Genomic DNA, 22177 nt, shown 5'->3' on the forward strand with positions numbered 1-22177 from the left:
GCGGTATTGGCCGACAAGCGCGCTGTGTACCCAAGCCCTTGTCGTTAGGGAAAAATATCCGTATCTTGGCTGGTTTCGCGGCACGGTGGCCCAGCCTGTGCCCGGCCGCTTCCCCCGATTTTCGGAACCCCCGTCAATGACCGGGCGGTTTCGCGCAACCTTCGAGGATATACGCATGAACCAGGACGAAATGAAGAGGGCCGCGGCCGAGGCCGCGCTCGAATACGTCGAATCCGGCATGATCGTCGGCATCGGTACCGGTTCCACCGCCAACCACTTCATCGACCTGCTGGCCGGCATGAAGGGCAGGATCGACGGTGCCGTGGCCAGTTCCGAGGCCAGTGCCGAGCGCCTCAAGGGCCACGGCATCCGCGTGATGGACCTCAACAGTGCCGGCCAGCTCTCGCTCTACGTGGACGGCGCGGACGAGTCCAACCGTCACCTGCACCTGATCAAGGGCGGCGGCGGTGCGCTGACCCGCGAGAAGATCGTGGCCGGCGCCTCCGACAAGTTCGTCTGTATCGCCGATGGCAGCAAGCTGGTCGATGTGCTGGGCGCCTTTCCGCTGCCCATCGAGGTCATCCCCATGGCCCGCAGCCTGGTGGCCCGCAAGCTGGTGAAGATGGGTGGTCAGCCCGTGCTGCGCGAAGGCTTCACCACGGACAACGGCAACATCATCCTGGACGTGCACAACCTGCAGATCATGGAGCCGGAGAAGATGGAGACCGCAATCAACCAGATTCCGGGCGTGGTCACGGTCGGGATCTTCGCCCACCGCGGCGCGGACGTGTTGATCCTGGGTACGCCGGAAGGGGTGAAGAAGATCGAGGCCTGAGGGCCAGGAAGCAACCGGTCGATCATCCCATCGGCTGATAGCCCGAAGCCGCTTGCCACAGAGGACACAGGGCCGCAGGTGGTGTTGATGCGGTGCAGCGGGACTGTGATCCAGGGTGGGCACTGATCTTCCGGCGAAGCCTGCTCTGTGCCCTCTGTGGCAAATCCGCCTTGGACCGCGATGACTGGAGGCCTGGCTGAGACAAGGCCCCATGAAAAAGGCCCGCCGTATGGCGGGCCTTTTTTCGTTGCCGTACCGTCAGGACTGCTCGGTCGGCGGGGTCGTGGTCGCCGGGGCTGCTGCCGGGGCGGCCTTGCGGCTGGCGCGTTTCTTCTTGGCGCCGGCCGTTTTCTTTACGACCTTCTTCTTCGGTGCGGCCTTCTTCTTGGTGACGGCCTTCTTCTTTGCCGGTGCCTTCTTGACGGCCTTTTTCTTCGCGGTCTTCTTCTTGGTGGCTACCTTTTTCTTGGCAGCCGCCTTCTTCTTGGTCGTGGCCTTCTTTTTCACGACCTTCTTCTTGGTCGCCGCCTTCTTCTTGGCGCCGGCCTTTTTCTTCACGACCTTCTTCTTCGCTGCGGCCTTCTTCTTGGTGGCTACCTTTTTCTTGGCAGCCGCCTTTTTCTTGGTCGCGGCCTTCTTCACGACCTTTTTCTTGGCGGCAGCCTTCTTCTTGGTTGCAGCCTTTTTCTTGGTGGTGGCCTTCTTCTTCGGGGCGGCCTTTTTCTTGGTGGCTGCCTTGCGTGTTGCGGTCTTCTTCTTGGTTGCCGCCTTCTTGGCAGCGGTCTTCTTGATCCGGGTTTTTGCGGTGGTCTTCTTCTTTGTCGCGGCTTTCTTAACGGCCATTGCTAGCCCTCCCAATGAAAAATGCTGCTGACTCGCGCCTGAGTATAAACAACCATAGTGAAAATACTAGCGTGTCAACACGATTTTATGCCTGTATGCAGGCGGTTTTGCGCAAAAAAGGCGACCAGCGGTGTGAGGTGGTGCACATGGTGTGGTCGCCTTCTGCACATGCATGCTTTCGGGGCGTTACTTGCCCTTCTGCGTGAGCACTTCCTCGTTGAATGCCGCATCGGTGGTGGCGATGACCTTTTCCACGAAGCGAAAGCCTTCCACGGGGGCGTCATCGGCCATGTATTTGAGGCGCAACGGGGCCAGCGCATTGACGAAGGGCACGCGTTCGATGCTGTCGTCGGCCCCGTTGATGCCCAGCTTTTCCAGGGCGGTGCTGATGAGCTCGGCGGCATGATCGTTCTTGTGCTCGCCTGCCTTCGCCCTGGCAACGGTATCGGCGGGCGTGCCGTCGAGGATGTCGTAGTCGGTGTGGCTTTCCAGGTATTGCAGCAGTTCTCCCAGGGTCATGGTGTCTCTCCAGGGTTGGGATGGCGGGTTCAGGATGCGAGCAGGCCGTCTTCGAGGCTGACATGGCAGGCCTCGCCGACCCGGCTCAGGTAATACATGAGGTCGATGGGCAGGCTGATGCCGTCCAGGACCTGCACGGGGTAGAGGTCGGCGCAGAGCAGCATGTCGGCGATGCTGATCTGGCCCATGTAGAAGCGGTTCTTCGCCAGGTGACGCGAGAGGGCACGCAGCTGGCTCATGCGATCGAGCTGGCCGTAGCCGTCATAGCGGTCGTTGGCCAGCTCCTCCACGCTCATGTGCCAGCGGCCCTGGACCTCGGCCTTGTAGGCGGCCAGGGTCTGCGCGTCGTCGCCGATGCCGCGGTAGCCCGGGCGCATGGGGGCGTAGAGGCGTTCGATGACATGCTCCACCTTTTCGCGCCAGCCCAGCAGGGCCTGCCAGGCGGGGGCGTCGATACGGCCGGTGACCAGCGGCGGGGTATCCGGGAACAGTTCGTCGATACGCCAGAGGATGTCCACCGAGTCGGTGAGGATGCGGCCGTCGTCGAGCTGCAGCGCGGGCACGGTGCGCGCGATGCCGAGCTCGAAGAAGGTCTCGTCGTCATCATAGGCCAGCGGATGGTCGGCGTAGTCCACCTGCTTGTAGTTGAGCGCCAGGCGTACGCGCTGCGCATGCGGGCTCGACCAGAAGTGGTAAAGCGCGGTCATCGGGCTAGATCTTCGGGCCGTCTTCCAGGCCCAGGATGAACTCCCACTGGGCCTCGGTGACCGGCATGATGGACAGGCGGTTGCCCTTGCGCACCAGCTGCATGTCTTCCAGTTCGGGATACTGCTTGAGCTCGGAGAGCGGGATGTTGCGCTTGAGCTTGCGCTTGTAGCGCACGTCAACCAGGTACCAGCGGGGGTTGTCCGGGTCGCTCTTGGGGTCGTAGTACTTGGCGTCGGGGTCGAAGGCGGTGGGGTCGGGGTAGCCTTCCTTCGCCACGGTCATGATGCCGACGATGCCGGGTTCGTCGCAGTTGGAGTGGTAGAAGAAGATCTGGTCGCCCTTCTTCATCTGGTCGCGCATCATGTTGCGCGCCTGGTAGTTGCGCACGCCGTCCCAGGGCTCGACCTTCACGTCCTTCAGGTGATCGATGCCGAACACGTCCGGTTCCGATTTCATCAGCCAGTACTGCATGGTGTCCCCCACGGTTTTCAATGGGGTGTCAGTATAGGGGGAGGTGGCCCGGCTGCAAAACGCGCAGGTCGTGGGGTTATCGGGGGTGCCGGCGGTCGAAGAGCGTGAGGCCGTCCTCGGTGACCACACCGTCCAGCGGCACGTCCCAGGGTTCGCTCGCCAGCGCCTCGACCTGCTGGAAGCCGTAGGCGCAGCCGATCAGCAGCGGCCGGTGCCAGTGGCGGCGCAGGCGGCGAAAGGCGAAGGTGCGGTCATAGAAGCCGCCGCCCATGCCGAGGCGGTTGCCCCGGTCGTCGAAGCCCACCAGTGGCGTAAGCACGACATCGAGTTGTATGGGGCGGATCAGGTCGCGCTTGTGGACCACGGGTTCCGGAATGCCGAAACGGTTGGGGGCAAAGCGCGTCTCGGCGTGCCAGGCCATGAACCACAGGCGCTGGTCGCTGAGCGGCGAGAGCACGGGCAGGTACACGGACTTGTCGCGCGCCATGGCCCCGAGCAGGAAGGGCTCGAGGTCCAGCTCGCCGTTGACGGCGAGATACCCCGCGATGCGGCGTGCCGCGATGATCGGCTGGGAGGCGAGCAGGTGCCGGGCGACGCAGTCGGCCAGGTGCTCTCGTTCCGCCTCGCCCAGGGCCTTGCGGCGGGCGCGGATCTCGCGGCGTAGTTCGGTACGGGTTTCCATTGAGAAGGCGTGTAGGAGCGCCGCAAGGCGCGATTGTATTTTCGTTTACGGAGTAATCACGCCTCGCACCCAGGGGGCATGAGCGGCGCGCGTGCGGGGATTCCTTGTCGGATCAGAAAAAAGGTGGGCGCACTCCGCGAGTGCCGTGGTGGCCTTCGACCTTGAACCAGCGGTTCAAGTGGGAACCTTGTCACTGCCATCAGGCTTTCCGCATGCGCGACGGGCGCGCATTTGTACGGACGTGCACACAGGCAGCGGCTTCGGATCCCGGGGTAAGTTATTAGGCTCAAGGATAATACCCAGCCACTCACGAACACCGCAGAGGCGCCCAAACACTAGCTTAACTCAAGTGAGGAGAAACTGTGCAGGGGGTGAGACAGCGGGTAGCCGTCAGAATTCCATCTGCTGGCCCATTTCCAGGGCGTGGTCGATCTTGTCCTGCAGCAGGCGGATGCGGGAGGTCATGGACTGGCTCAGGGCCTCGCGCTGGTTGCGGTTCTGCAGCAGTTCGTGGGTGAGATTGAGGGCGGCCATGATGGCGATGCGGTCTGCGCCGACCACGCGACCGCCTTCGCGGATCTCCTGCATGCGGGTGTTGAGCAGGTTGGCGGAGGCGAGCAGGGCGCTTTGTTCCTCTGCCGGGCAGGCGACCCGGAATTCCTTGCCGAGGATGTTGACGGTGACGGCGACGCTGTCGCTCATGTGACGGCGTCTTCCATGGAGCGCAGGCGGGTGATGATGGCCTCGACCTTGGTGCGGGCAAGCTCGTTCTTTTCCACCAGCGAGGCGCGGTCCACGGTCAGGTTCTCGTTCTGCTCGCGCAGCATGCGGTTTTCCTGCTTGAGGCGCTCGACCGTCTGGATCAGCTCGCCGACACGGAACTCGAGCTTGCGCAGTTCCTGCTCGGCGACATCGTTGATGTTTTCTTTTTCCATGCGGCTAATAGTAGGTGCTGCACCGGGGCCGGTCAACTCGACGCCGCAGGAATTATGCGACGCCAAATCAGTTACTTAGCCCCTGGTCGGATGACCGCCGCGGGGGCTTGGTGGTAAAATGCCCGGTTTGTGACGAACACGACGGGGCAGGCGATGAATCAGGGCGACACGGCGGGCATTCCGCCCATCAGCGAGGCGGCGACGATCATCGAGGGCCAGGCCCACAACGGCAAGCCCTGCCGGATCGTGGACAATACCGGGCAAATCGACCACGCCGAGCTGGAGGCCCTGCTGGCCGAGCTCATCGAGCAGAAGCAGTTCGGCCTGGCCGGCCGTTCGCTTGCAGGCGGCAACACCATCACCCTGGGGGCGCCGGACTTCACGCACATGCAGTTCGGCGACGACCTCTACCGCTTCATCCTGCTGCCCTACGAGGCCCGCATCGAGGCCTTCTGATCCCGGTATCCCGGAAGGATTTCCCTGACATGACCGACTTCGACACCCTGCAGGCAGCCCTGGAGCGCGTGGATGCCGAGACCGGCGCCGCCGAGGGCCATGGCGCGCTGTGCGGCATGCTGTCGCTCAACCACGCCATCGACGTGGGCCGCTGGATCGACACCCTGCTGGAGCAGGGCGAGGCGGGTGACGCCCTGGTCGGCGAGGCGCGTCGCCAGCTGCTGGAGCTGTACGAACAGACCCAGCGCAGCCTGGATGACAGCAATCTCGACTTTGCGCTGCTGCTGCCCGACGACGACGAGCCGCTGGAACTGCGCGTGCGTGCCCTGGCCGAATGGTGCCAGGGGTTTCTTTACGGCCTGGCCATGGCGGGTTACCGTGCCGGTGACGAGCTGCCGGAAGACACGGCCGAGTTCGTGAAGGACCTCAACGAGATCGCCCGTGCCAGTTTCGAGGTGGGTACGGGCGAGGAAGACGAGACCGCCTATGCCGAGGTCAGCGAGTACGTGCGCATGGGCGTGCTGATGGTCAACGAGGAGATGCAGCCGAGCAAGGCGCCGCCGCGGCTGCACTGATCGGTGTCGCAGATCGCAGGCGCCGGATCACGGCGCCGTTAAAGCCCTTCCCGAGGTGTTATGAGCATACCGCTGAGCGAATTCACCCGCCGCCGCAAGCAGCTGATGCGGATGATGGACAGGCACGCCATCGCCATCATCCCGGCCGCGCCGGTGCGCATCCGTAACCGTGATGCCGAGTACCCCTACCGGCAGGACAGTGACTTCCTGTACCTCACCGGTTTCTCCGAGCCCGAGGCGGTGGCGGTGCTGGTGCCGGGGCGCGAGCACGGCGAGTACGTGCTGTTCTGCCGCGAGCGTGATCCGGTGATGGAGACCTGGCACGGCCGCCGCGCCGGCCAGGACGGCGCCATCGAGCAGTACGGTGCGGACGATTCCTTCCCCATCTCCGACATCGACGAGATCCTGCCCGGCCTGATGGAGGATCGCGACACGGTGTACTACACCATGGGCCGCGACACCGATTTCGACCAGAAACTGATGGGCTGGATCAACCGCCTGCGCGAGCAGGTGCGCGCCGGCGCCCATCCGCCGCACGAGTTCATCTCGCTGGAATACCTGCTGCACGACATGCGCCTGTACAAGTCGCGCTCCGAGGTCAAGGCGATGAAGGAGGCCGCGCGTATCGCCGTGACGGCGCACCGGCGGGCCATGCAGGTCTGCCGGCCGGGCATGAAGGAATACGAGATCGAGGCGGAGCTGCTGTACGAATTCCGCCGCAACGGCGCCGAGCCTGCCTACCAGAGCATCGTCGGCGGCGGGGCCAACGGCTGCATCCTGCACTACACCGAGAACACCGACGAGCTGAAGGACGGCGACCTGCTGCTGATCGATGCCGGCGCCGAACACCTGGGCTACGCCTCGGACATCACCCGCACCTTCCCGGTGAACGGTCGCTTCAGTGACGCCCAGCGCGAACTCTACGAGGTGGTGCTGGAGGCGCAGGCCGCGGCCATTGCGAAGACCGTGCCCGGCAACCACTGGAACGATCCGCACATGGCCGCGGTGAAGGTGCTCACCCGCGGACTGGTCGAGCTGGGGCTGCTCAAGGGCAAGCCCGCCCAGCTGATCAAGGAGGGCGAGTACCGCCGCTTCTACATGCACCGCACCGGCCACTGGCTGGGACTCGACGTGCACGACGTGGGCGATTACAAGCTCGACGAGGAATGGCGCCTGCTGGAACCGGGCATGGTGACCACGGTCGAGCCCGGCCTCTACATCCCGGCCGGCAGCAAGGGCGTGCCGAAGCGCTACCATGACATCGGTATCCGCATCGAGGACGACGTGCTCGTTACCAGAGACGGCCATGACGTGCTCACCGAGGCCGCGCCCAAGCACCCGGATGCCATCGAGGCCCTCATGAGCGAGGCGGCCGCGGCCTGATGCGTAAGCACTACGACATCCTCATCGTCGGCGGCGGCATGGTGGGCGCCACGCTCGCCGCCGCGCTGGCCGATACCGGGCTGGCCATCGGCATGCTGGAGGCGCGGCCCTTCGGCGTACCCGGGGAGGCGCCGCCCTCGCCGAGCTTCGACGACCGCTCCATCGCCCTGTCCTGGGGCTCACATCGCATCCTGCGCGGCGCCGGCCTGTGGGAGGCGCTGTGCGACGAGGTCGCGCCCATCCGCCATATCCACGTCTCCGACCGCGGCCACTTCGGCGCTGCGCGCATCGACCATGCCGAGGAGGGTGTCGAGGCCCTGGGCTACGTGATCGAGAACCGCGTCATGGGCCGCGTGCTGATGCAGGCGCTGGCCGAGCGGCCGAACGTGGAACTGATCGCGCCGGCCACCCTGGTGGATTTCGACAACGCCGAGTCGGGCGTGACGGCCGAGGTGGACTGCGACGGGGAGCCGCGGCGGCTGAGCGCGAACCTGCTGGTGGCCGCCGACGGCACCGGCTCGCCGGTGCGTCGCCGGCTGGGCATCAATGCCGTCACCGAGGACTACGGCCAGGCCGCGCTCATCGCCAACGTGGGCGTGAGTGCGCCGCATCGCCACGTCGCCTACGAGCGCTTCACCGACAGCGGGCCGCTGGCGCTGCTGCCGATGACGCCGGGCCCGGATGGCGAGACGCGCTGCTCGCTGGTGTGGACGCACCGCAGCGCGGAGCTTGCGCGTACCGAGGCGCTGGACGATGCGGCCTTCCTCGCCGCCCTGCAGGAACGCTTCGGCTACCGGCTGGGGCGCTTCACGCGCGTGGGGCGGCGGGCGAGCTATCCGCTGGCGCTCACGCACAGCACCGAATTCACGCGCCGGCGCGTGGCCATCGTCGGCAACGCCGCCCACACCCTGCACCCGGTGGCCGGCCAGGGCTACAACCTCGCCCTGCGCGACGTGGCCCTGCTGGCGGAACTCGTGGCCGACGCCTGCCATGCGGGCGGCGACATCGGCGGCATCGAGGTGCTCGACGCCTACGAGACCGGCCGCGCGGCCGACACCCGCGACGTGGTGCGCTACACCGATGCGCTGGTGCGGCTCTTCTCCAACGCCTCCTTTGCGCTGGGTCATGCCCGTGCCGCCGGACTCCTCGCCGTGGACCTCGTCGGTCCGCTGCGCCACTGGCTGGCACGCCAGAACATGGGGATTCGCCACACCGGCCCGCGGCTCGCGCGCGGCCTGCCGCTGGAGGCTGCCCGATGACGGGGGCGCAGTACCATGACGTGGTGATCGTCGGCGGCGGCATGGTGGGTGCGACGCTGGGTTGCGCGCTCGCCCGCGAGGGCCGGCGCATCGCCGTGATCGAGGCGCGCGAGCCCGCCCCCTTCGACCCCGCCGCCGACTACGACCTGCGCGTCTCGGCCATCAGCCGGGCCTCGCAGCGCATCTTCGAACACCTGGGCGCCTGGCCGGGCATGCTCGCGCGCCGCGCCAGCCCCTACGCGCACATGCACGTGTGGGACGCCACCGGCAACGGCGAGATCCATTTCGACTGCGCCGAGCTCGGCGAGCCCAACCTCGGTCACATCATCGAGAACCGCGTGATCCAGGATGCCCTGCTCGAGCGCCTGAAGCACGAGGACAACGTGAGCTGGCTGTGCCCGGCCTCGCTCGCGGCCCTGACGGTCGAGGCGGATGGCGCGCGGCTCACGCTGGAGGACGGGCGCGAGCGGCGCACCCCGCTCGTGGTCGGGGCCGACGGCGCGCGATCAAAGGTGCGCGAACTGGCCGGCATCGACGTGGCGCGCCAGGCCTATGGCCAGCGCGGCGTGGTCGCCACCGTGGCCACCGAGAAACCGCATGCAGCTACCGCCTGGCAGCGCTTCCTGCCCACGGGGCCGCTGGCCTTCCTGCCGCTGGCCGACGGGCGCTGCTCCATCGTCTGGTCGGCGGACGATGCCCGCGCCGAGGCCCTGATGGCAATGGACGATGCGAGCTTCGCCCGCGAGCTGGGCGCGGCCTTCGGCCACCGCCTGGGCGGGATCGTCTCCGTCTCGCCGCGTGCCGCCTTCCCGCTGGCGGGCTCCCAGGCCGCCGCGTACGTGCGTCCGCGCATCGCCCTGGTGGGCGATGCCGCCCACACCATCCACCCGCTCGCCGGGCAGGGGGCCAACCTCGGCTTCCTCGATGCGGCCGCGCTGGCCGACGTACTGGCCGGGGTGCCGGCCGGCGGCGACCTCGGCCACCACGCCCTGCTGCGTCGCTACGAGCGCGCGCGCCGCGGCGACAACTTCCTCACCATGCGCGCCATGGAAGGCTTCAAGCTGCTGTTCGGCAACGACCTCGCCCCGCTCGCCTGGCTGCGCAACACGGGGCTCGCGCTCACCAACCGCGCAGGACCGGTCAAGCACGAACTGATACGACGGGCGATGGGGCTGAGCGGGGAGCGGCCGACGTTGGCGCGGTGAAAGGCGTTCGGCGGTAAGTCTGATTGCCACAGAGGTCACAGAGGTCACAGAGATGACCGGGAGTCCGTTTTGACTCTGTGCGCTCTGTGACCTCTGTGGCGTTAACACATAGGACGGGCCATGCCCGTCTCACATCTCACGTCTCAAATCTAACGCCCGACTCCGTTCACGCCCGGCTGCGGGTGTCCCGGCGTCTGGGGAGCACGTCGGCGAGTTCCTGCGGTTTTCCCAGGGCGTAGCCCTGGGCGTAATCGACGCCGAGGTCGCGCAATCGCCGGACGATGGCCTCCGAGGAGGCGAATTCGGCGATGGTCTTCATGCCCATCACCTGGCCGACCTCGTGGATGGCGGCCACCATCGCCTCGTCGGTGGGATCGTCGATCATCTCCTTGACGAAGGCGCCGTCGATCTTGAGGTAATCCACCGGCAGTTTCTTCAGGTACATGAACGAGGACAGGCCGCTGCCGAAGTCGTCCAGCGAGAAGCTGCAGCCGCGCTTGCGCAGCTGGCGGATGAAGGTCTCGGCACGTTCCAGGTGGGTGACGGCCGCGGTCTCGGTGATCTCGAAGCAGATCTGTTCGCCCGGCGTCTCGTGCGCGGCCATGGCCTCGCAGACGTAGTCGAGGAAGCGGTCGTCGCCCAGCGAGTTGCCCGACAGGTTGATGGACAGGATGGCATCGCCGATGTCGTAGCGCGGGTCATGGACCAGCGACAGCGCGGCTTCCACCACCCAGCGATCGATGGCCTGCATCACGCCGAAGCGTTCGGCCGCCGGGATGAAGGGGCCGGCCGAGACGATCTGTCCGTCGAGGTCGGTCATGCGCAGCAGCAGTTCGTAGTGCGGCCGGCGGTCGCTGCCGTCCAGGGAGACGATGGGCTGGGCGACCAGGTGCAGGCGTGCGCTGGCCAGCGCGTCCTTCAGCAGGGTGGCACGCATCAGCTGGCGCTGGTGCATGGAGTCCTGGCCGGTGGCCTCGTCGAGCACGAAGATGCGGCCGCGGCCCTCGTCCTTGGCGGTGTAGCAGGCGACGTCTGCGCCCTTCATGATCTGAGTGACGTTCTCTGAGTCGGCGGTGATGGCCACCACGCCGATACTGGCGCCGGGCTCGAACTGGCGGGATTCCCACTGGATGCTGGAGGCATGGATCGCGGCGAGCACGGCCTCGGCCTCCTGGCGTGCCTGTTCGAGGTTGCAGTTCCACAGCAGCATGGCGAACTCGTCGCCGCCCAGGCGCGCGAGGTGGAAGTGGCCGTCGCAGATGTTGAGCTGCGACATGCGTGCGGCCAGGATGCGCAGCACGTGATCGCCGGCCTCGTGGCCGGCGGTGTCGTTGATGATCTTGAACTGGTCGAGGTCGATGTAGCAGATGGCGTGCTGGCTGCCGTTGCGGCGGGCGTCGATCAGCGCGAGTTCGACGCGGCGCTCGAATTCGTAGCGGTTGATGAGCCCGGTGATGGCGTCGTGCGTGGCCTGGTAGTCGAGGCGCCGGGTGACGCGGGTGAGTTCGGTGATGTCGCGCAGCACCAGTACGGCACCGGTGAGCGTGCCGTCATGCGCCTGCAGGGCGGCGGCCGACTCCAGCACCATGTGCTCCTGGCCGCTGCGGGCCCCGAGCACCAGGGGGCTGGTGCCGACGTGGCTGCCGCGGTTGCGCAGGCAGTTCAGCACCTGGGTATGAATGGCCTGCTCGCTGTCGGCGTCGGTGAGCTGCACGATCTCGTCGACGGGGCGGCCGGCGGCCTCGGGTTGCGACCAGCCGGTCAGCGTCTCGGCAATGGCGTTCATGTAGTCGACGCGGCCCTCGGTATCGGTGCTGATGACGGCGTCGGTGATGGAATCGAGGATGACCTGTACCCGGTCCTTCTCGCTGGCGAGTTCCCGGTAGCTCTGGCCGAGCCGGGCGAGCAGGCCGTCGAAATTGCGTGCCAGCAGGCCGACCTCGTCGGCGCGGCCCAGCAGGGCCGTGTCCAGCGGTGTGCCGTCCAGCGAGGCCCCGTCGATGAGGCCGGCCAGGCGCGTCATGGGGCGCACGATGTGGCGCAGGAGGAGGAAGGTGGCGAGCGTCAGGGTGAGCAGGGCCAGCAGCAGGGCGGTGCCGAGCACCCAGAGGTCCTCGAAGCCGAGGATGCTGTCGTGGTCGATGTAATAGGCCACGTGGGCGTTGGCGAAATGCTGGCGGCCGAGGTAAACGGGTTCGATGATCTCGATCACCGGCTGTCCCTGGTAATGCTTGCGGGTGACCAGGGTGTCGGCGAGCTGGCGATAGGCGTCATGGCGCGTGGCCACCTTGCCGGGGTCCGTGTGCGCGACGATCAGCCCGTTGGGGCGCGAGATATAGGCGTAGGCATAGTCTTCGGCGGGGATGGCGGCCTTGAGCCAGCGCTCCAGCAGCTCGTAGTCGCGTGCGGCCAGGGCATCCAGGCTGCCCTCGGCCAGTGCTGCCGCCAGCGTGCGCGCCTGCATCTCGCGGCTGGTCTCGAAACGGTGCTCGGTGGTCTCGTAGAGGATGTAGCCCAGCAGGAGGGTGGTGGCGAGAAACACCGCCACCAGGCTGAGCAGCAGGCGACGGAACAGCGAATGCCTCATTCGGCTTCCCCGCCCTGCATGATCTCGAGCTGGTGCCGGGTGAGCTCCTCCACGGCGGGGTCGTAGGCGGCGAAGGACTGGATCTTGAGCGGTCGCATGGCGGCGAGGATGGCACGGCCCTGTGCGTCGTTGATCATGCCCATGCCGGCCTCGCGCAGGGCCGAGACGATCCCGGGGTCGAGGTCGGGGCGGACAGCGATGACGTGCTCGGCATACTCGAAGCTCACGCCCACCACGGCGAGGTCGCCCATGTCGATCTTCTCGCTAAGCAGCTGGTAGCGCAGGCGGCAGAGGGCGGCGGCATCGTAGTCGCCGAGCAGCACGCCGTAGACGGAATTCGGGTGATTGCGGGTGAAGAACTCCTGTGTCTCGACGCCGCTCTCGATGCCCTGCTCATAGAGATAGGACCGCGGCGCGAGATAGGAGCCGGCGCCCATGGGGCTGACATAGGCGATGCGCCGGTTTTCCAGGTCGGCCACCGTGCGGATGCCGCTGTCGGCACGCACGAAGATGTGGCTCTGGCTGACGTTGCGGCCCTCCAGGTTGATCATCTGCAGCACCGCCACCGAGTGACCGCTCTGCTTGAGCCGGTAGTGGATGTGGCCGTTGATGTAGAAGAAGTCGAGTTCGCCGGCCTTGATGGCGTCGCGCATGGCCTCGAAGCCGCGAGGTACCACGATGCTGATGCGCCGTCCCAGCCGGTCTCCCAGGTAATCGGCAAACGGCTGCCAGTCGGTATGGGTCTGAGCCGGTGGGGCCAGCGAGAGCACGCCGAGGCGCAATGGCCGCTGCTCCGGCGGTTCGGCGGCGGCGAGTACGGGCAGCAGGCCGCCGATGAGCAGCAGGGCGAGGCCGAGCCGCCCGATGAAGGTGTGCAAGATCATGGTCCGGGACTCACCGTGGGGAGCATGAAATAACGAGTGTAGTGTTTTTTCTGCGTAGGGGGCGCGAGCCGGGCTCGCAGCCGCAGGCCAGCGCGTCCTCAGGGTAGTCGGCCTGTGGGGTGGGGGTATTCCCCGGCCGGCACGAGCCGGGGAATTTTGCCGACGAGCGGTGACGCGTGGTGCGGGCGCGGCCTAGTGATGCGTGTGCCCGTTGTCATGGCCGTGGTCATGACCGTGGGGCTGGGCCCCGTCGATGCCCGCCCGGCGCACCTCGGCCCGGACCGGCAGGCGGCTGCCGTCATCGAAGTGCAGCGTGATCTCGCTGACATCCCCGGCGCGCAGGGGGCGTGCCGGGCGCATGAGCATGAGGTGGTAGTCGCCGGGCTTGAGCTCCACGGCCCCGCCGGCCGGCACCGGGATGCGTTCCTGGGGCATCATGCGGGCCATGCCGTCCTCGAATACCGACCGATGCAGCTCGATGGCCCCGAAGTCGGCGCCCTCGGCCTTCACCAGGGCGCGTTCGGTCCCGGAGTGGTTGGTGAGCACCAGGTAGCCGGCCAGCATCGGGGCGCCGGGCGGGGCCTCGCGGATCCAGGCATCGCTGGCCGTCACGGCGTCGTCGGCCTGGGCCGCGGCGGCAAGGCACAGGGTCAGGGAGAGGAGGGCGAGTCGGAGAAGGGTGTGCATGGTCGTCGAATCCTCGGATGGTCTCGAACCGGCATCATAACAGGCCTGACCGGCAGGGGAATGACCGGGGTCACGCCCGGGCGGGCTTTCGATCCGCCGCGGCCTGGTTTATATTCCCCAGTCTGATCGACATTCTCGTGGGAGAGGCCCGGCATGCCCGGGCGCCGAAGGCGCAATTTCCGCCCGGAAACGCTCAGGCAAAAGGACCGCGAGGGGTTTGAGGCCGCCGGATCTTCCGTCCGCGCCTCTTCGATTGGCTCTGGAGAGCGGCCCCGTGGGGCCCACCGAAGGTGAGGGGAGCGCGGCAGCGCCCCAATCTCTCAGGTTACCGGACAGAGGGGCGGCCGACGGCAGCAATGCCGGCCGGCCGCCTTTTTTCGTTTGGGAGATGACATGGCCAATCGCACCGCACTGTACGACCAGCATCTGGAAGCCGGGGCCCGCATGGTGGACTTTGCCGGCTGGGAGATGCCCATCCACTACGGCTCCCAGATCGAGGAGCACCACACCGTCCGCGAGGCCGCCGGGATGTTCGACGTCTCGCACATGGTGGTGGTCGATCTGCGCGGCGCGGGCGTGCGCGACTACCTGCGCCACCTGCTGGCCAACGACGTGGCCAAGCTCAAGACGCCGGGCAAGGCGCTGTACAGCTGCATGCTCAACGAGCGCGGCGGCGTCATCGACGACCTCATCACCTATTACCTGGCCGACGACTTCTACCGCGTGGTGGTCAACGCCGCCACGCGCGACAAGGATCTGGCCTGGATGCGCCGCCAGGCCGAGGGCTTCGACGTCAGCCTCAGCGAGCGCGACGACCTGTCCATGATCGCCGTGCAGGGCCCGTCGGCCCGCGGGATCGTCTGTTCGCTGCTGGAGGACGGCGACCGCACCGCCGCCGAGAACCTGGGCGTGTTCGTCGGCCAGCAGCTGGGCGAGCTCTTCATCGCCCGCACCGGCTACACCGGCGAGGACGGCTTCGAGATCATGCTGCCCAATGCCGACGCCCCCGGTTTCTGGGGCGCGCTGGCGGCCGCCGGCGTCAAGCCCATCGGTCTGGGCGCGCGCGACACCCTGCGTCTGGAGGCGGGCATGAACCTCTACGGCACCGACATGGACGAGGACATCTCCCCGCTGGCGGCCGGCCTGGCCTGGACCGTGGCCTGGGAGCCGGCCGAACGCGGCTTCATCGGCCGCCAGGCGCTGGAGCAGCAGAAGGCCGCGGGTGTGCAGCAGAAATTCGTCGGCCTGGTGCTGGAGGGCAAGGGCGTGCTGCGTTCGCACCAGAAGATCATCGTCGAGGGTGTCGGCGAGGGCGAGGTCACCAGTGGCACCTTCTCGCCGACCCTGGGCGTGGCCATCGCCATGGGCCGCGTGCCCGTGGGCACCGACGCGCGCTGCGAGGTCGAGATCCGCAACAAGCGCCTGCCGGCGCGCATCGTCAAGCCGCCGTTCGTGCGCAACGGCAAGGCCTGCATCGAACTCTGACAGCCACAATCGAACCGTACTGACTGAACCTTGAGGGGCACGATCATGAGCAACGTACCGTCCGACCTGAAATACACCAAGAGCCACGAGTGGGTGCGCGACAACGGCGATGGCACCGTCACCGTCGGTGTCACCGACCATGCCCAGGAGCTGCTGGGCGACCTGGTCTTCGTCGAGACCCCGGAGGCCGGCTCCAACCTGGCCGCCGAGGATGCCTGCGCGGTGGTCGAGTCCGTGAAGGCCGCCTCCGATGTCTACGCGCCGCTGGCCGGCGAGGTGGTGGAAGGCAACGAGGCCCTGGCCGATTCCCCCGAGGTCGTCAACAACGATGCCTACGGCGAGGGCTGGCTGTTCAAGCTGCGCCCGGCGAATGCCGGTGACCTCGATGGCCTGATGGACGCCAACGCCTACAACCAGCTGCTGGAAGACGAAGCCTGATCGACTGACGGGCTCCATTTCGACAACACGGATCAACCCATGCCGTTCATTCCGCACACGCAAGACGACATCCGCGAGATGCTGGCCACCATCGGCGTGCCCAGCATCGAGACGCTGTTCGACGAGATCCCGGCCGAGCTGCGCACGGGTGAGCTCAAGGGCATCCCGGATGCCATGAGCGAGATGGAGATCACCCGCCTGATGGGCGGGCGCGCGGCCCAGGATGCCGGCGCGCTCAACTTCATCGGCGCGGGCGCCTACGAGCACCACATCCCGGCCGCCGTCTGGCAGATCGCCACCCGCGGCGAGTTCTACAGCGCCTACACGCCCTACCAGGCCGAGGCCTCGCAGGGCACGCTGCAGCTCATCTACGAGTACCAGACGATGATGACCGGGCTGACCGGCATGGACGTCTCCAACGCCTCGCTGTACGACGGCGCCTCGGCGCTGGCCGAGGCCGTGCTCATGGCGGTGCGCGTCCATCGCAAGTCGAAGTCGCGCCGCATCCTGGTGCCGACCAGCGTGCACCCGGCGTATCGCGCCACCACGCATGCCATCGTCGACGGCCAGGCGATCGAGCTGGTGGAGGTGCCCTTCGATCCGGCCAGCGGCCGGGTCTCGCTGGATGCGCTCAAGCCCTATGAGGGCGAGGACTACACCGCGCTTGTCATCCAGCAGCCAAATTTCTTCGGTACGCTGGAAGAGGTGGACGAACTCACCCGCTGGGCGCGTGCCAACAACGTGCTGGTGATCGCGGTGGTCAACCCGCTCACGCTCGCGCTGCTCACCCCCCCGGGCGAGTGGGGCGACGACGGCGTGGACATCGTCTGCGGCGACGGCCAGCCGCTGGGCGCGCCGCTGTCCTCCGGCGGGCCGTATTACGGCCTGATGTGCTGCCGGCAGGAACATGCCCGCCAGATGCCCGGGCGTATCGTCGGGCGTACCGTGGATGCCGACGGCAAGCGCGGTTTCGTGCTCACGCTGCAGGCGCGCGAGCAGCACATCCGCCGTTCCAAGGCCACCTCGAACATCTGCACCAACCAGGGGCTGGTGGTCACCGCCTCCACCATCCACATGGCCCTGCTGGGGCCCGAGGGCCTGGAGCGCGTGGCGGCTGCCAGCCATGCCAACACGCAGGCCCTGGTCGAGCGCGTCGCGGCCGCAGGCGTGAAGCCGCTGTTCACCGGCGAGCACTTCCACGAGGTGGTGCTGAAGCTCGACCGTCCTGCCGCCGGGGTGCTCGCGAGCATGGCCGGGCAGGGCGTGCTGGGCGGTTACGACCTCGGCCAGGACTACCCGGACATGGCCGACTGCCTGCTGGCCTGTGCCACCGAGACCAAGACCGGGGCCGACCTCGACGCCTACGTCGCGGCCCTCAGGACCGCGCTGGCCTAGCGGGCCATCAAAAGACACGACAAAGACAATCCAGAAAGCATCCCAAGGAGAACAGACATGGCAAAGATCACGCTGCAAGGAAATGAGATCCACACCAACGGCGAGCTGCCGGCCGTCGGCAGCCAGGCCCCGGCCTTCACGCTGGTGAACACCGACCTGCAGGACGTCACGCTGGATACCTGGAAGGGCAAGAAGAAGCTGCTCAACATCGTGCCGAGCCTCGATACCCCGGTCTGCGCCACCTCGACGAAGAAGTTCAACGACTTCGCCAAGGACCGTGACGACGTGGTGATGCTGGTGATCGCCGCCGACCTGCCGTTCGCCATGGGCCGCTTCTGCGGTGCCGAGAACGTCGACAAGGTCGTGCCGCTGTCCATCATGCGCGACCGCCACTTCGCCAAGGACTACGGCGTGCTCATCACCGACGGCCCGCTGGCCGGCATCACCGCCCGTGCCGTGGTGGTCGTGGACGAGAACGACAAGGTCGTTTATACGCAGCTCGTGCCAGAGATCGCCGAGGAGCCGGATTACGACAAGGCGCTGGCTGCGCTCTAAAAATGTAGGAGCGCCGCAAGGCGCGATCAGGCTTTGACCTGCGCTGGAACGCCATCGCGCCCTGCAGCGCTCCTACGGTTACCTATTTGAGATACAGCCGGCCGCAGGCCGACGTGAGTCAGGACCGAGACATGCTGATTTTCGAACACTCCCGTGAAGGTCGCCGCGCCGCCGCCCAGGCGCCGCTCGAGAAGGTCGAGGCCAAGGGCCTGCCGGAACGCTTCCGCCGCCGGCAGCGCGCGCCGCTGCCCGAGGTGTCGGAGATGCAGGTGGTACGACACTACACGCGTCTGTCGCAGAAGAACTTCTCCATCGACACGCAGTTCTATCCGCTGGGTTCCTGCACCATGAAGTACAACCCGCGGGCCTGTAACAGCCTGGCCATGCTGCCGGGGTTCCTCGACCGCCACCCGCTGGCGCCCGAGACCCACAGCCAGGGGTTCCTCGCCTGCATGTTCGAGCTGCAGGAGATGCTCAAGGACGTCACCGGCATGAAGGGCGTGTCGCTCACGCCGATGGCCGGTGCCCAGGGCGAGTTTGCAGGTGTGGCGATGATCCGCGCCTACCACGAGTCGCGCGGCGACAGCGCCCGCACCGAGATCCTGGTGCCGGACGCGGCGCACGGCACAAACCCGGCCACCGCCGTGATGTGCGGTTACACGGTGAAGGAGATCCCCACCGACCGGCAGGGCGACGTCGACATGGACGCGCTGAAGGCCGCCGTTGGCCCCCAGACCGCCGGCATCATGCTCACCAACCCGTCCACGCTGGGCGTGTTCGAACGCAGGATCAAGGAGATCGCGAAGACCATCCACGATGCGGGCGGCCTGCTCTACTACGACGGCGCCAACCTCAACGCCATCCTCGGCAAGGTGCGCCCGGGCGACATGGGCTTCGACGTCATTCACATGAACCTGCACAAGACCTTCTCCACGCCGCACGGCGGTGGCGGTCCGGGCGCGGGGGCCGTGGGGGTGAGCGAACGCCTGATGCCCTTCCGCCCGATCCCGGTGGTGGAAAAGGAGGGCGAGCGCTATCGCTGGCTGAAACAGGCCGACCTGCCGCAGAGCATCGGCCGGCTCTCCGCCTTTGCCGGCAACGCCGGGGTGCTGCTGCGCGCCTACATCTACATGCGCATGCTTGGTCGTGACGGCATGCACCGTGTGGCCGACTTCTCCACGCTCAACGCCAACTACCTGATGGCGCGCCTGCGCGAGAAGGGTTTCGACCTCGCCTTCCCCGAGCGCCGTGCCACCCACGAGTTCATCGTCACCCTCAAGCGCCAGGCGAAGGAACAGGGCGTGACCGCGATGGACTTCGCCAAGCGCCTGCTGGACTTCGGCTTCCACGCGCCGACCACCTACTTCCCGCTGCTGGTGCCCGAGTGTCTGCTCATCGAGCCCACCGAAACGGAAGCGAAGGAGGCGCTGGACGGTTTCGTCGATGCCATGGTCGCCATCCAGGCCGAGGCCGAGAGCGATCCGGAGAAGGTGAAGGGCGCGCCCTATACCCAGCCGAACCGCCGTTTCGACGAGGTGCGCGCGGCGCGCGAACTCGACCTGCGCTACAACCCCGGGACTGCGGCCTGATGGGCAAACCCGGGAATACCGGCCTGATACGTATCGTGCGGGCCGGTTACTACTCCTGGAAGGGGCTGCGCTCCACCTTCAAGCACGAGGCGGCATTCCGCCAGGAACTGCTGCTGTTCGTCATCCTCGCCCCGGCGGCGCTCTACTTCGGCCAGACCGGTGTGGAGCGTGCGCTGCTCATCAGCGTGCTCATGCTGGTGCTGGTGGTCGAGGTGCTCAATTCCGGCATCGAGGCCGTGGTCGACCGTTTCGGCTCCGAGCAGCACAAGCTCTCCGGTCGCGCCAAGGACATGGGGTCGGCCGCCTCCTTCATCGCCCAGGTGAACGTCCCCGTGGTCTGGGGTCTGGTGCTCTTCGGCTGACGGGCCGGCAATACCCGGAGACCCCGCATGAAACGACTCCTCCTGATACTCGGCGGCATCGCCCTGCTGTTCTACTGGATGGGCCGGCAACCGGTCGAGGTGCCGCCGGGGCAGCTGGCGCCGAGCATCCCAGTCCAGCGGGACCTGCATGCGGCACCCGCCCTGACGCACAACGGCTACGCGCTCACCGCCCTGGCCGATTTCGAGATCGAGGCCCGCGTGCTCGCCACCGAGCGCTACCGTATCGGGCGCGAGGCCGAGCTGTCACCCGTCGATCTCGCCCTGGGCTGGGGGCCGATGTCCGACTCCGAGGTGCTCCGGCACATCAGCATCCGTCAGTCCAATCGCTTCTATTACTGGCGTGTCGAGCAGTTCCCCATCCCGCGCCGCGACATCGAGACCCACTCCGCCAACATGCACATGATCCCCGCCGACAAGGGCGTCCGCGACACCCTGCTCGATGCGCGCCCGGGGCAGGTCGTCCGCATCCAGGGACGCCTCGTGCGCGCCGATGCCGACGATGGCTGGCACTGGGTCAGCTCGCTCACCCGCAACGACACCGGCAACGGCGCCTGCGAGCTGGTATATGTGGAGCATGCGGAGTTGAGGTAGGAGGCCAGCACCCTGGCCGACAAGGTACCGGCACGGAGGCCATCGCCGAGAGGGCTCGGCTCCTACGGTGTGGTGACAGGCACAAAAATGTAGGAGGCCAGCCCCCTGGCCGATAGGGTTGCACCCGGCATGGTCATCATCGCCGAGAGGGCTCGGCTCCTACGCAACTTGTGACTTAATCCCCCCGTAACCCCCGCTTCACGTCCGCGTCATCCCCGCCTGCAATCCTCCTCCAAACCATCATGGAGGGGCCGCCATGACGTCCTTGCACTTTCGCAGCATCTTCATCTCCGACGTGCACCTGGGTACGCGCGACTGCCGCGCGGACTTCCTGGTCGATTTTCTCGAGTCCACCGAGAGCGAGTTTCTCTACCTGGTCGGCGACATCGTCGACCTGTGGGCGATGCGCCGCTCGGTGCACTGGCCGCCCTCACATACGCGGGTGTTGCAGCTGATCTTCGAGAAGGCGGCGAAGGGCTGTCGGGTGGTCTATATCCCGGGCAATCACGATGAACTGATGCGCGACTTCGTCGGCACCGAGATCAACGGCGTGAAGATCCTGCGTGATGCGGAACACCGGACGAACGACGGGCGCCGGTTCTTCGTCAGCCATGGCGACGAGTTCGATACCTTTGTGCGTCACAACGGCCTGCTGCGCGTGGTGGGGGACGGGATCTATCCCTTCCTGCTCATGCTCAACCGTGGCTTCAACGGCCTGCGCCGCCGCTTCGGCCACCCCTACTGGTCGCTCGCCAGCTTCATCAAGTCGAAGGTGGGGAACGCGCGCCGTTACATGGACAAGTACGAGACCGCCGTGGCCCGGTCGGCCGCCAGCCAGGACTACGACGGTCACATCTGCGGCCACATCCACAAGGCGGGCATCGTCTCGCGCGACGGCATCCTCTACTGCAACGACGGCGACTGGGTGGAGCACTGCACCGCCCTGGTCGAGGACGCGGAGGGCCGCCTCAACCTCCTGCACTGGGCGGACCGCAAGCAGATCGAGCAGGTGAGCGAGGGGATGGCGGTCGAGGCGGCGCTGATTCCGTTGACGGCGTTAGGGTTCAGGCATCAGGCGTAAAGGCCAATTGCCACAGAGGACACAGAGCTGAGTCGGGCTGTTTTCTTCCTCTGTGATCTCTGTGCCCTCTGTGGCTAAAACAGCTTCAAGGCGCATAGCGCCACCCATGCCTCACACTTGACGCCTCCCGCCCCACCCTCCGGTAGGAGGCCATCCCTCTGGCCGATGGGGTTGTGCAGCGGGCATGGTCGTTATCGCCGAGAGGGCTCGGCTCCTACGTGTATGGCTCTTCCCCTCTGTGCCCTCTGTGGCTAAAACAGCTTCAAGGCGCGTAGCGCCACCCATGCCTCACACCTGACGCCTTCCGCCCCATCCTCCGGTAGGAGGCCAGCCCTCTGGCCGATGGGGTTGTGCAGCGGGCATGGTCGTTATCGCCGAGGGGGCTCGGCTACGTGTATGGCTCTTCCCCTCTGTGCCCTCTGTGGCTAAAACAGCTTCAAGGCGCGTAGCGCCACCCATGCCTCACACTAGACGCCTCCCGCTCCACCCTCCGGTAGGAGGCCAGCCCTCTGGCCGATGGGGTTGTGCAGCGGGCAAGGTCGTTATCGCCGAGAGGGCTCGGCTTGTATGTTGTGTCCCGACAGGCCAGAAAGGGCTTGTCGGGGTGGAGGGACGAGCTTGGCATCTGGCC

At 66.7% G+C, this 22177-nt stretch carries 23 protein-coding genes, 1 other RNA gene, 1 pseudogene and 2 riboswitches; of the genes and pseudogenes, 14 read left to right on the plus strand and 11 right to left on the minus strand.

Annotated elements, in window-relative coordinates; all coding sequences use genetic code 11:
* Positions 1-175: 175 nt before the first annotated feature.
* Positions 176-835: a ribose-5-phosphate isomerase RpiA gene (gene rpiA / locus HUJ28_01090; protein MBD3618056.1), complete on the plus strand. Its 660-nt coding sequence runs from the start codon at positions 176-178 to the stop codon at positions 833-835.
* Positions 836-1396: 561 nt separating this feature from the next.
* Here the strand turns inward: rpiA and HUJ28_01095 are convergent.
* The 8 genes and pseudogenes from HUJ28_01095 to HUJ28_01130 all read right to left on the minus strand — a co-directional run bounded on the left by HUJ28_01095 (position 1397) and on the right by HUJ28_01130 (position 4993).
* A pseudogene (locus HUJ28_01095) lies at positions 1397-1678 on the minus strand (histone).
* Positions 1679-1864: 186 nt separating this feature from the next.
* The gene (locus HUJ28_01100) at positions 1865-2197 is read right to left on the minus strand and encodes a hypothetical protein (protein ID MBD3618057.1); all 333 of its coding nucleotides are present in this window, start codon (positions 2195-2197) and stop codon (positions 1865-1867) included.
* A gap of 29 nt (positions 2198-2226) precedes the next feature.
* Complete coding sequence (locus HUJ28_01105; GenBank protein ID MBD3618058.1) at positions 2227-2904, minus strand: glutathione S-transferase; 678 nt, start codon at positions 2902-2904, stop codon at positions 2227-2229.
* 4 nt (positions 2905-2908) lie between these two features.
* Positions 2909-3376: an EVE domain-containing protein gene (locus HUJ28_01110; GenBank protein MBD3618059.1), complete on the minus strand. Its 468-nt coding sequence runs from the start codon at positions 3374-3376 to the stop codon at positions 2909-2911.
* A 76-nt stretch (positions 3377-3452) separates the two neighbouring features.
* Positions 3453-4058 carry a 5-formyltetrahydrofolate cyclo-ligase gene (locus HUJ28_01115; GenBank protein ID MBD3618060.1) on the minus strand — a complete coding sequence of 202 codons (606 nt, stop codon included), beginning with the start codon at positions 4056-4058 and terminating at the stop codon, positions 3453-3455.
* Between the two features lie 128 nt (positions 4059-4186).
* Positions 4187-4386: non-coding RNA, 6S RNA (ssrS, locus tag HUJ28_01120), on the minus strand.
* 62 nt (positions 4387-4448) lie between these two features.
* Positions 4449-4760 (minus strand): cell division protein ZapA, encoded by a 312-nt coding sequence (locus tag HUJ28_01125; GenBank protein ID MBD3618061.1) that lies wholly within the window; start codon positions 4758-4760, stop codon positions 4449-4451.
* Positions 4757-4993 carry a TIGR02449 family protein gene (locus HUJ28_01130; GenBank protein MBD3618062.1) on the minus strand — a complete coding sequence of 79 codons (237 nt, stop codon included), beginning with the start codon at positions 4991-4993 and terminating at the stop codon, positions 4757-4759. Before HUJ28_01130 ends, HUJ28_01125 begins: the two co-directional genes overlap by 4 nt.
* Positions 4994-5146: 153 nt before the next feature.
* Here HUJ28_01130 and HUJ28_01135 point away from each other — a divergent pair, with 153 nt between their 5' ends.
* Genes HUJ28_01135 through HUJ28_01155 form a run of 5 tightly spaced genes read left to right on the plus strand, consistent with a single transcriptional unit; the run spans position 5147 to position 9871 of the window.
* On the plus strand, positions 5147-5449 hold the full coding sequence (locus tag HUJ28_01135) for a hypothetical protein (protein ID MBD3618063.1): 303 nt from the start codon (positions 5147-5149) through the stop codon (positions 5447-5449).
* Between the two features lie 29 nt (positions 5450-5478).
* Positions 5479-6024, plus strand: a complete 546-nt coding sequence (locus HUJ28_01140; GenBank protein ID MBD3618064.1) for a UPF0149 family protein — start codon at positions 5479-5481, stop codon at positions 6022-6024.
* Positions 6025-6084: 60 nt separating this feature from the next.
* On the plus strand, positions 6085-7407 hold the full coding sequence (gene pepP, locus HUJ28_01145; GenBank protein MBD3618065.1) for a Xaa-Pro aminopeptidase: 1323 nt from the start codon (positions 6085-6087) through the stop codon (positions 7405-7407).
* The gene (gene ubiH / locus HUJ28_01150) at positions 7407-8666 is read left to right on the plus strand and encodes a 2-octaprenyl-6-methoxyphenyl hydroxylase (GenBank protein MBD3618066.1); all 1260 of its coding nucleotides are present in this window, start codon (positions 7407-7409) and stop codon (positions 8664-8666) included. Before pepP ends, ubiH begins: the two co-directional genes overlap by 1 nt.
* Positions 8663-9871, plus strand: coding sequence for a UbiH/UbiF/VisC/COQ6 family ubiquinone biosynthesis hydroxylase (locus HUJ28_01155; GenBank protein ID MBD3618067.1), 1209 nt, complete (start codon positions 8663-8665; stop codon positions 9869-9871). Before ubiH ends, HUJ28_01155 begins: the two co-directional genes overlap by 4 nt.
* 166 nt (positions 9872-10037) lie before the next feature.
* Here the strand turns inward: HUJ28_01155 and HUJ28_01160 are convergent, their stop codons facing one another.
* The 3 genes from HUJ28_01160 to HUJ28_01170 form a co-directional block, all read right to left on the minus strand.
* Positions 10038-12458, minus strand: coding sequence for an EAL domain-containing protein (locus HUJ28_01160; GenBank protein ID MBD3618068.1), 2421 nt, complete (start codon positions 12456-12458; stop codon positions 10038-10040).
* Positions 12455-13342, minus strand: a complete 888-nt coding sequence (locus tag HUJ28_01165) for a phosphate/phosphite/phosphonate ABC transporter substrate-binding protein (protein MBD3618069.1) — start codon at positions 13340-13342, stop codon at positions 12455-12457. The genes HUJ28_01160 and HUJ28_01165 overlap by 4 nt, the downstream gene beginning before the upstream one ends.
* Positions 13343-13534: 192 nt before the next feature.
* A complete protein-coding gene (locus HUJ28_01170; protein MBD3618070.1) occupies positions 13535-14029 on the minus strand; it encodes a copper chaperone PCu(A)C in 495 nt (164 codons plus the stop codon).
* Positions 14030-14157: 128 nt separating this feature from the next.
* Positions 14158-14248, plus strand: a riboswitch (glycine riboswitch).
* 30 nt (positions 14249-14278) lie between these two features.
* Positions 14279-14375: riboswitch (glycine riboswitch) on the plus strand.
* Between the two features lie 47 nt (positions 14376-14422).
* Here HUJ28_01170 and gcvT point away from each other — a divergent pair.
* From gcvT to HUJ28_01210, 8 genes are all read left to right on the plus strand, one after another.
* The gene (gene gcvT, locus HUJ28_01175; protein MBD3618071.1) at positions 14423-15514 is read left to right on the plus strand and encodes a glycine cleavage system aminomethyltransferase GcvT; all 1092 of its coding nucleotides are present in this window, start codon (positions 14423-14425) and stop codon (positions 15512-15514) included.
* Between the two features lie 45 nt (positions 15515-15559).
* The gene (gcvH, locus tag HUJ28_01180; protein ID MBD3618072.1) at positions 15560-15952 is read left to right on the plus strand and encodes a glycine cleavage system protein GcvH; all 393 of its coding nucleotides are present in this window, start codon (positions 15560-15562) and stop codon (positions 15950-15952) included.
* A gap of 39 nt (positions 15953-15991) precedes the next feature.
* Positions 15992-17347, plus strand: coding sequence for an aminomethyl-transferring glycine dehydrogenase subunit GcvPA (gene gcvPA / locus HUJ28_01185; GenBank protein ID MBD3618073.1), 1356 nt, complete (start codon positions 15992-15994; stop codon positions 17345-17347).
* 57 nt (positions 17348-17404) lie between these two features.
* Positions 17405-17902 carry a thiol peroxidase gene (tpx, locus tag HUJ28_01190; GenBank protein ID MBD3618074.1) on the plus strand — a complete coding sequence of 166 codons (498 nt, stop codon included), beginning with the start codon at positions 17405-17407 and terminating at the stop codon, positions 17900-17902.
* A 131-nt stretch (positions 17903-18033) separates the two neighbouring features.
* The gene (gene gcvPB / locus HUJ28_01195) at positions 18034-19491 is read left to right on the plus strand and encodes an aminomethyl-transferring glycine dehydrogenase subunit GcvPB (GenBank protein ID MBD3618075.1); all 1458 of its coding nucleotides are present in this window, start codon (positions 18034-18036) and stop codon (positions 19489-19491) included.
* Complete coding sequence (locus tag HUJ28_01200) at positions 19491-19853, plus strand: diacylglycerol kinase (protein ID MBD3618076.1); 363 nt, start codon at positions 19491-19493, stop codon at positions 19851-19853. The genes gcvPB and HUJ28_01200 overlap by 1 nt, the downstream gene beginning before the upstream one ends.
* Before the next feature lie 27 nt (positions 19854-19880).
* Positions 19881-20465, plus strand: a complete 585-nt coding sequence (locus tag HUJ28_01205) for a hypothetical protein (GenBank protein MBD3618077.1) — start codon at positions 19881-19883, stop codon at positions 20463-20465.
* A 256-nt stretch (positions 20466-20721) separates the two neighbouring features.
* A complete protein-coding gene (locus HUJ28_01210) occupies positions 20722-21546 on the plus strand; it encodes a UDP-2,3-diacylglucosamine diphosphatase (protein ID MBD3618078.1) in 825 nt (274 codons plus the stop codon).
* Positions 21547-22177: the final 631 nt, after the last annotated feature.

The organism is Chromatiales bacterium (genome assembly GCA_014762505.1).
Classification (GTDB): Bacteria; Pseudomonadota; Gammaproteobacteria; order SpSt-1174; family SpSt-1174; genus SpSt-1174.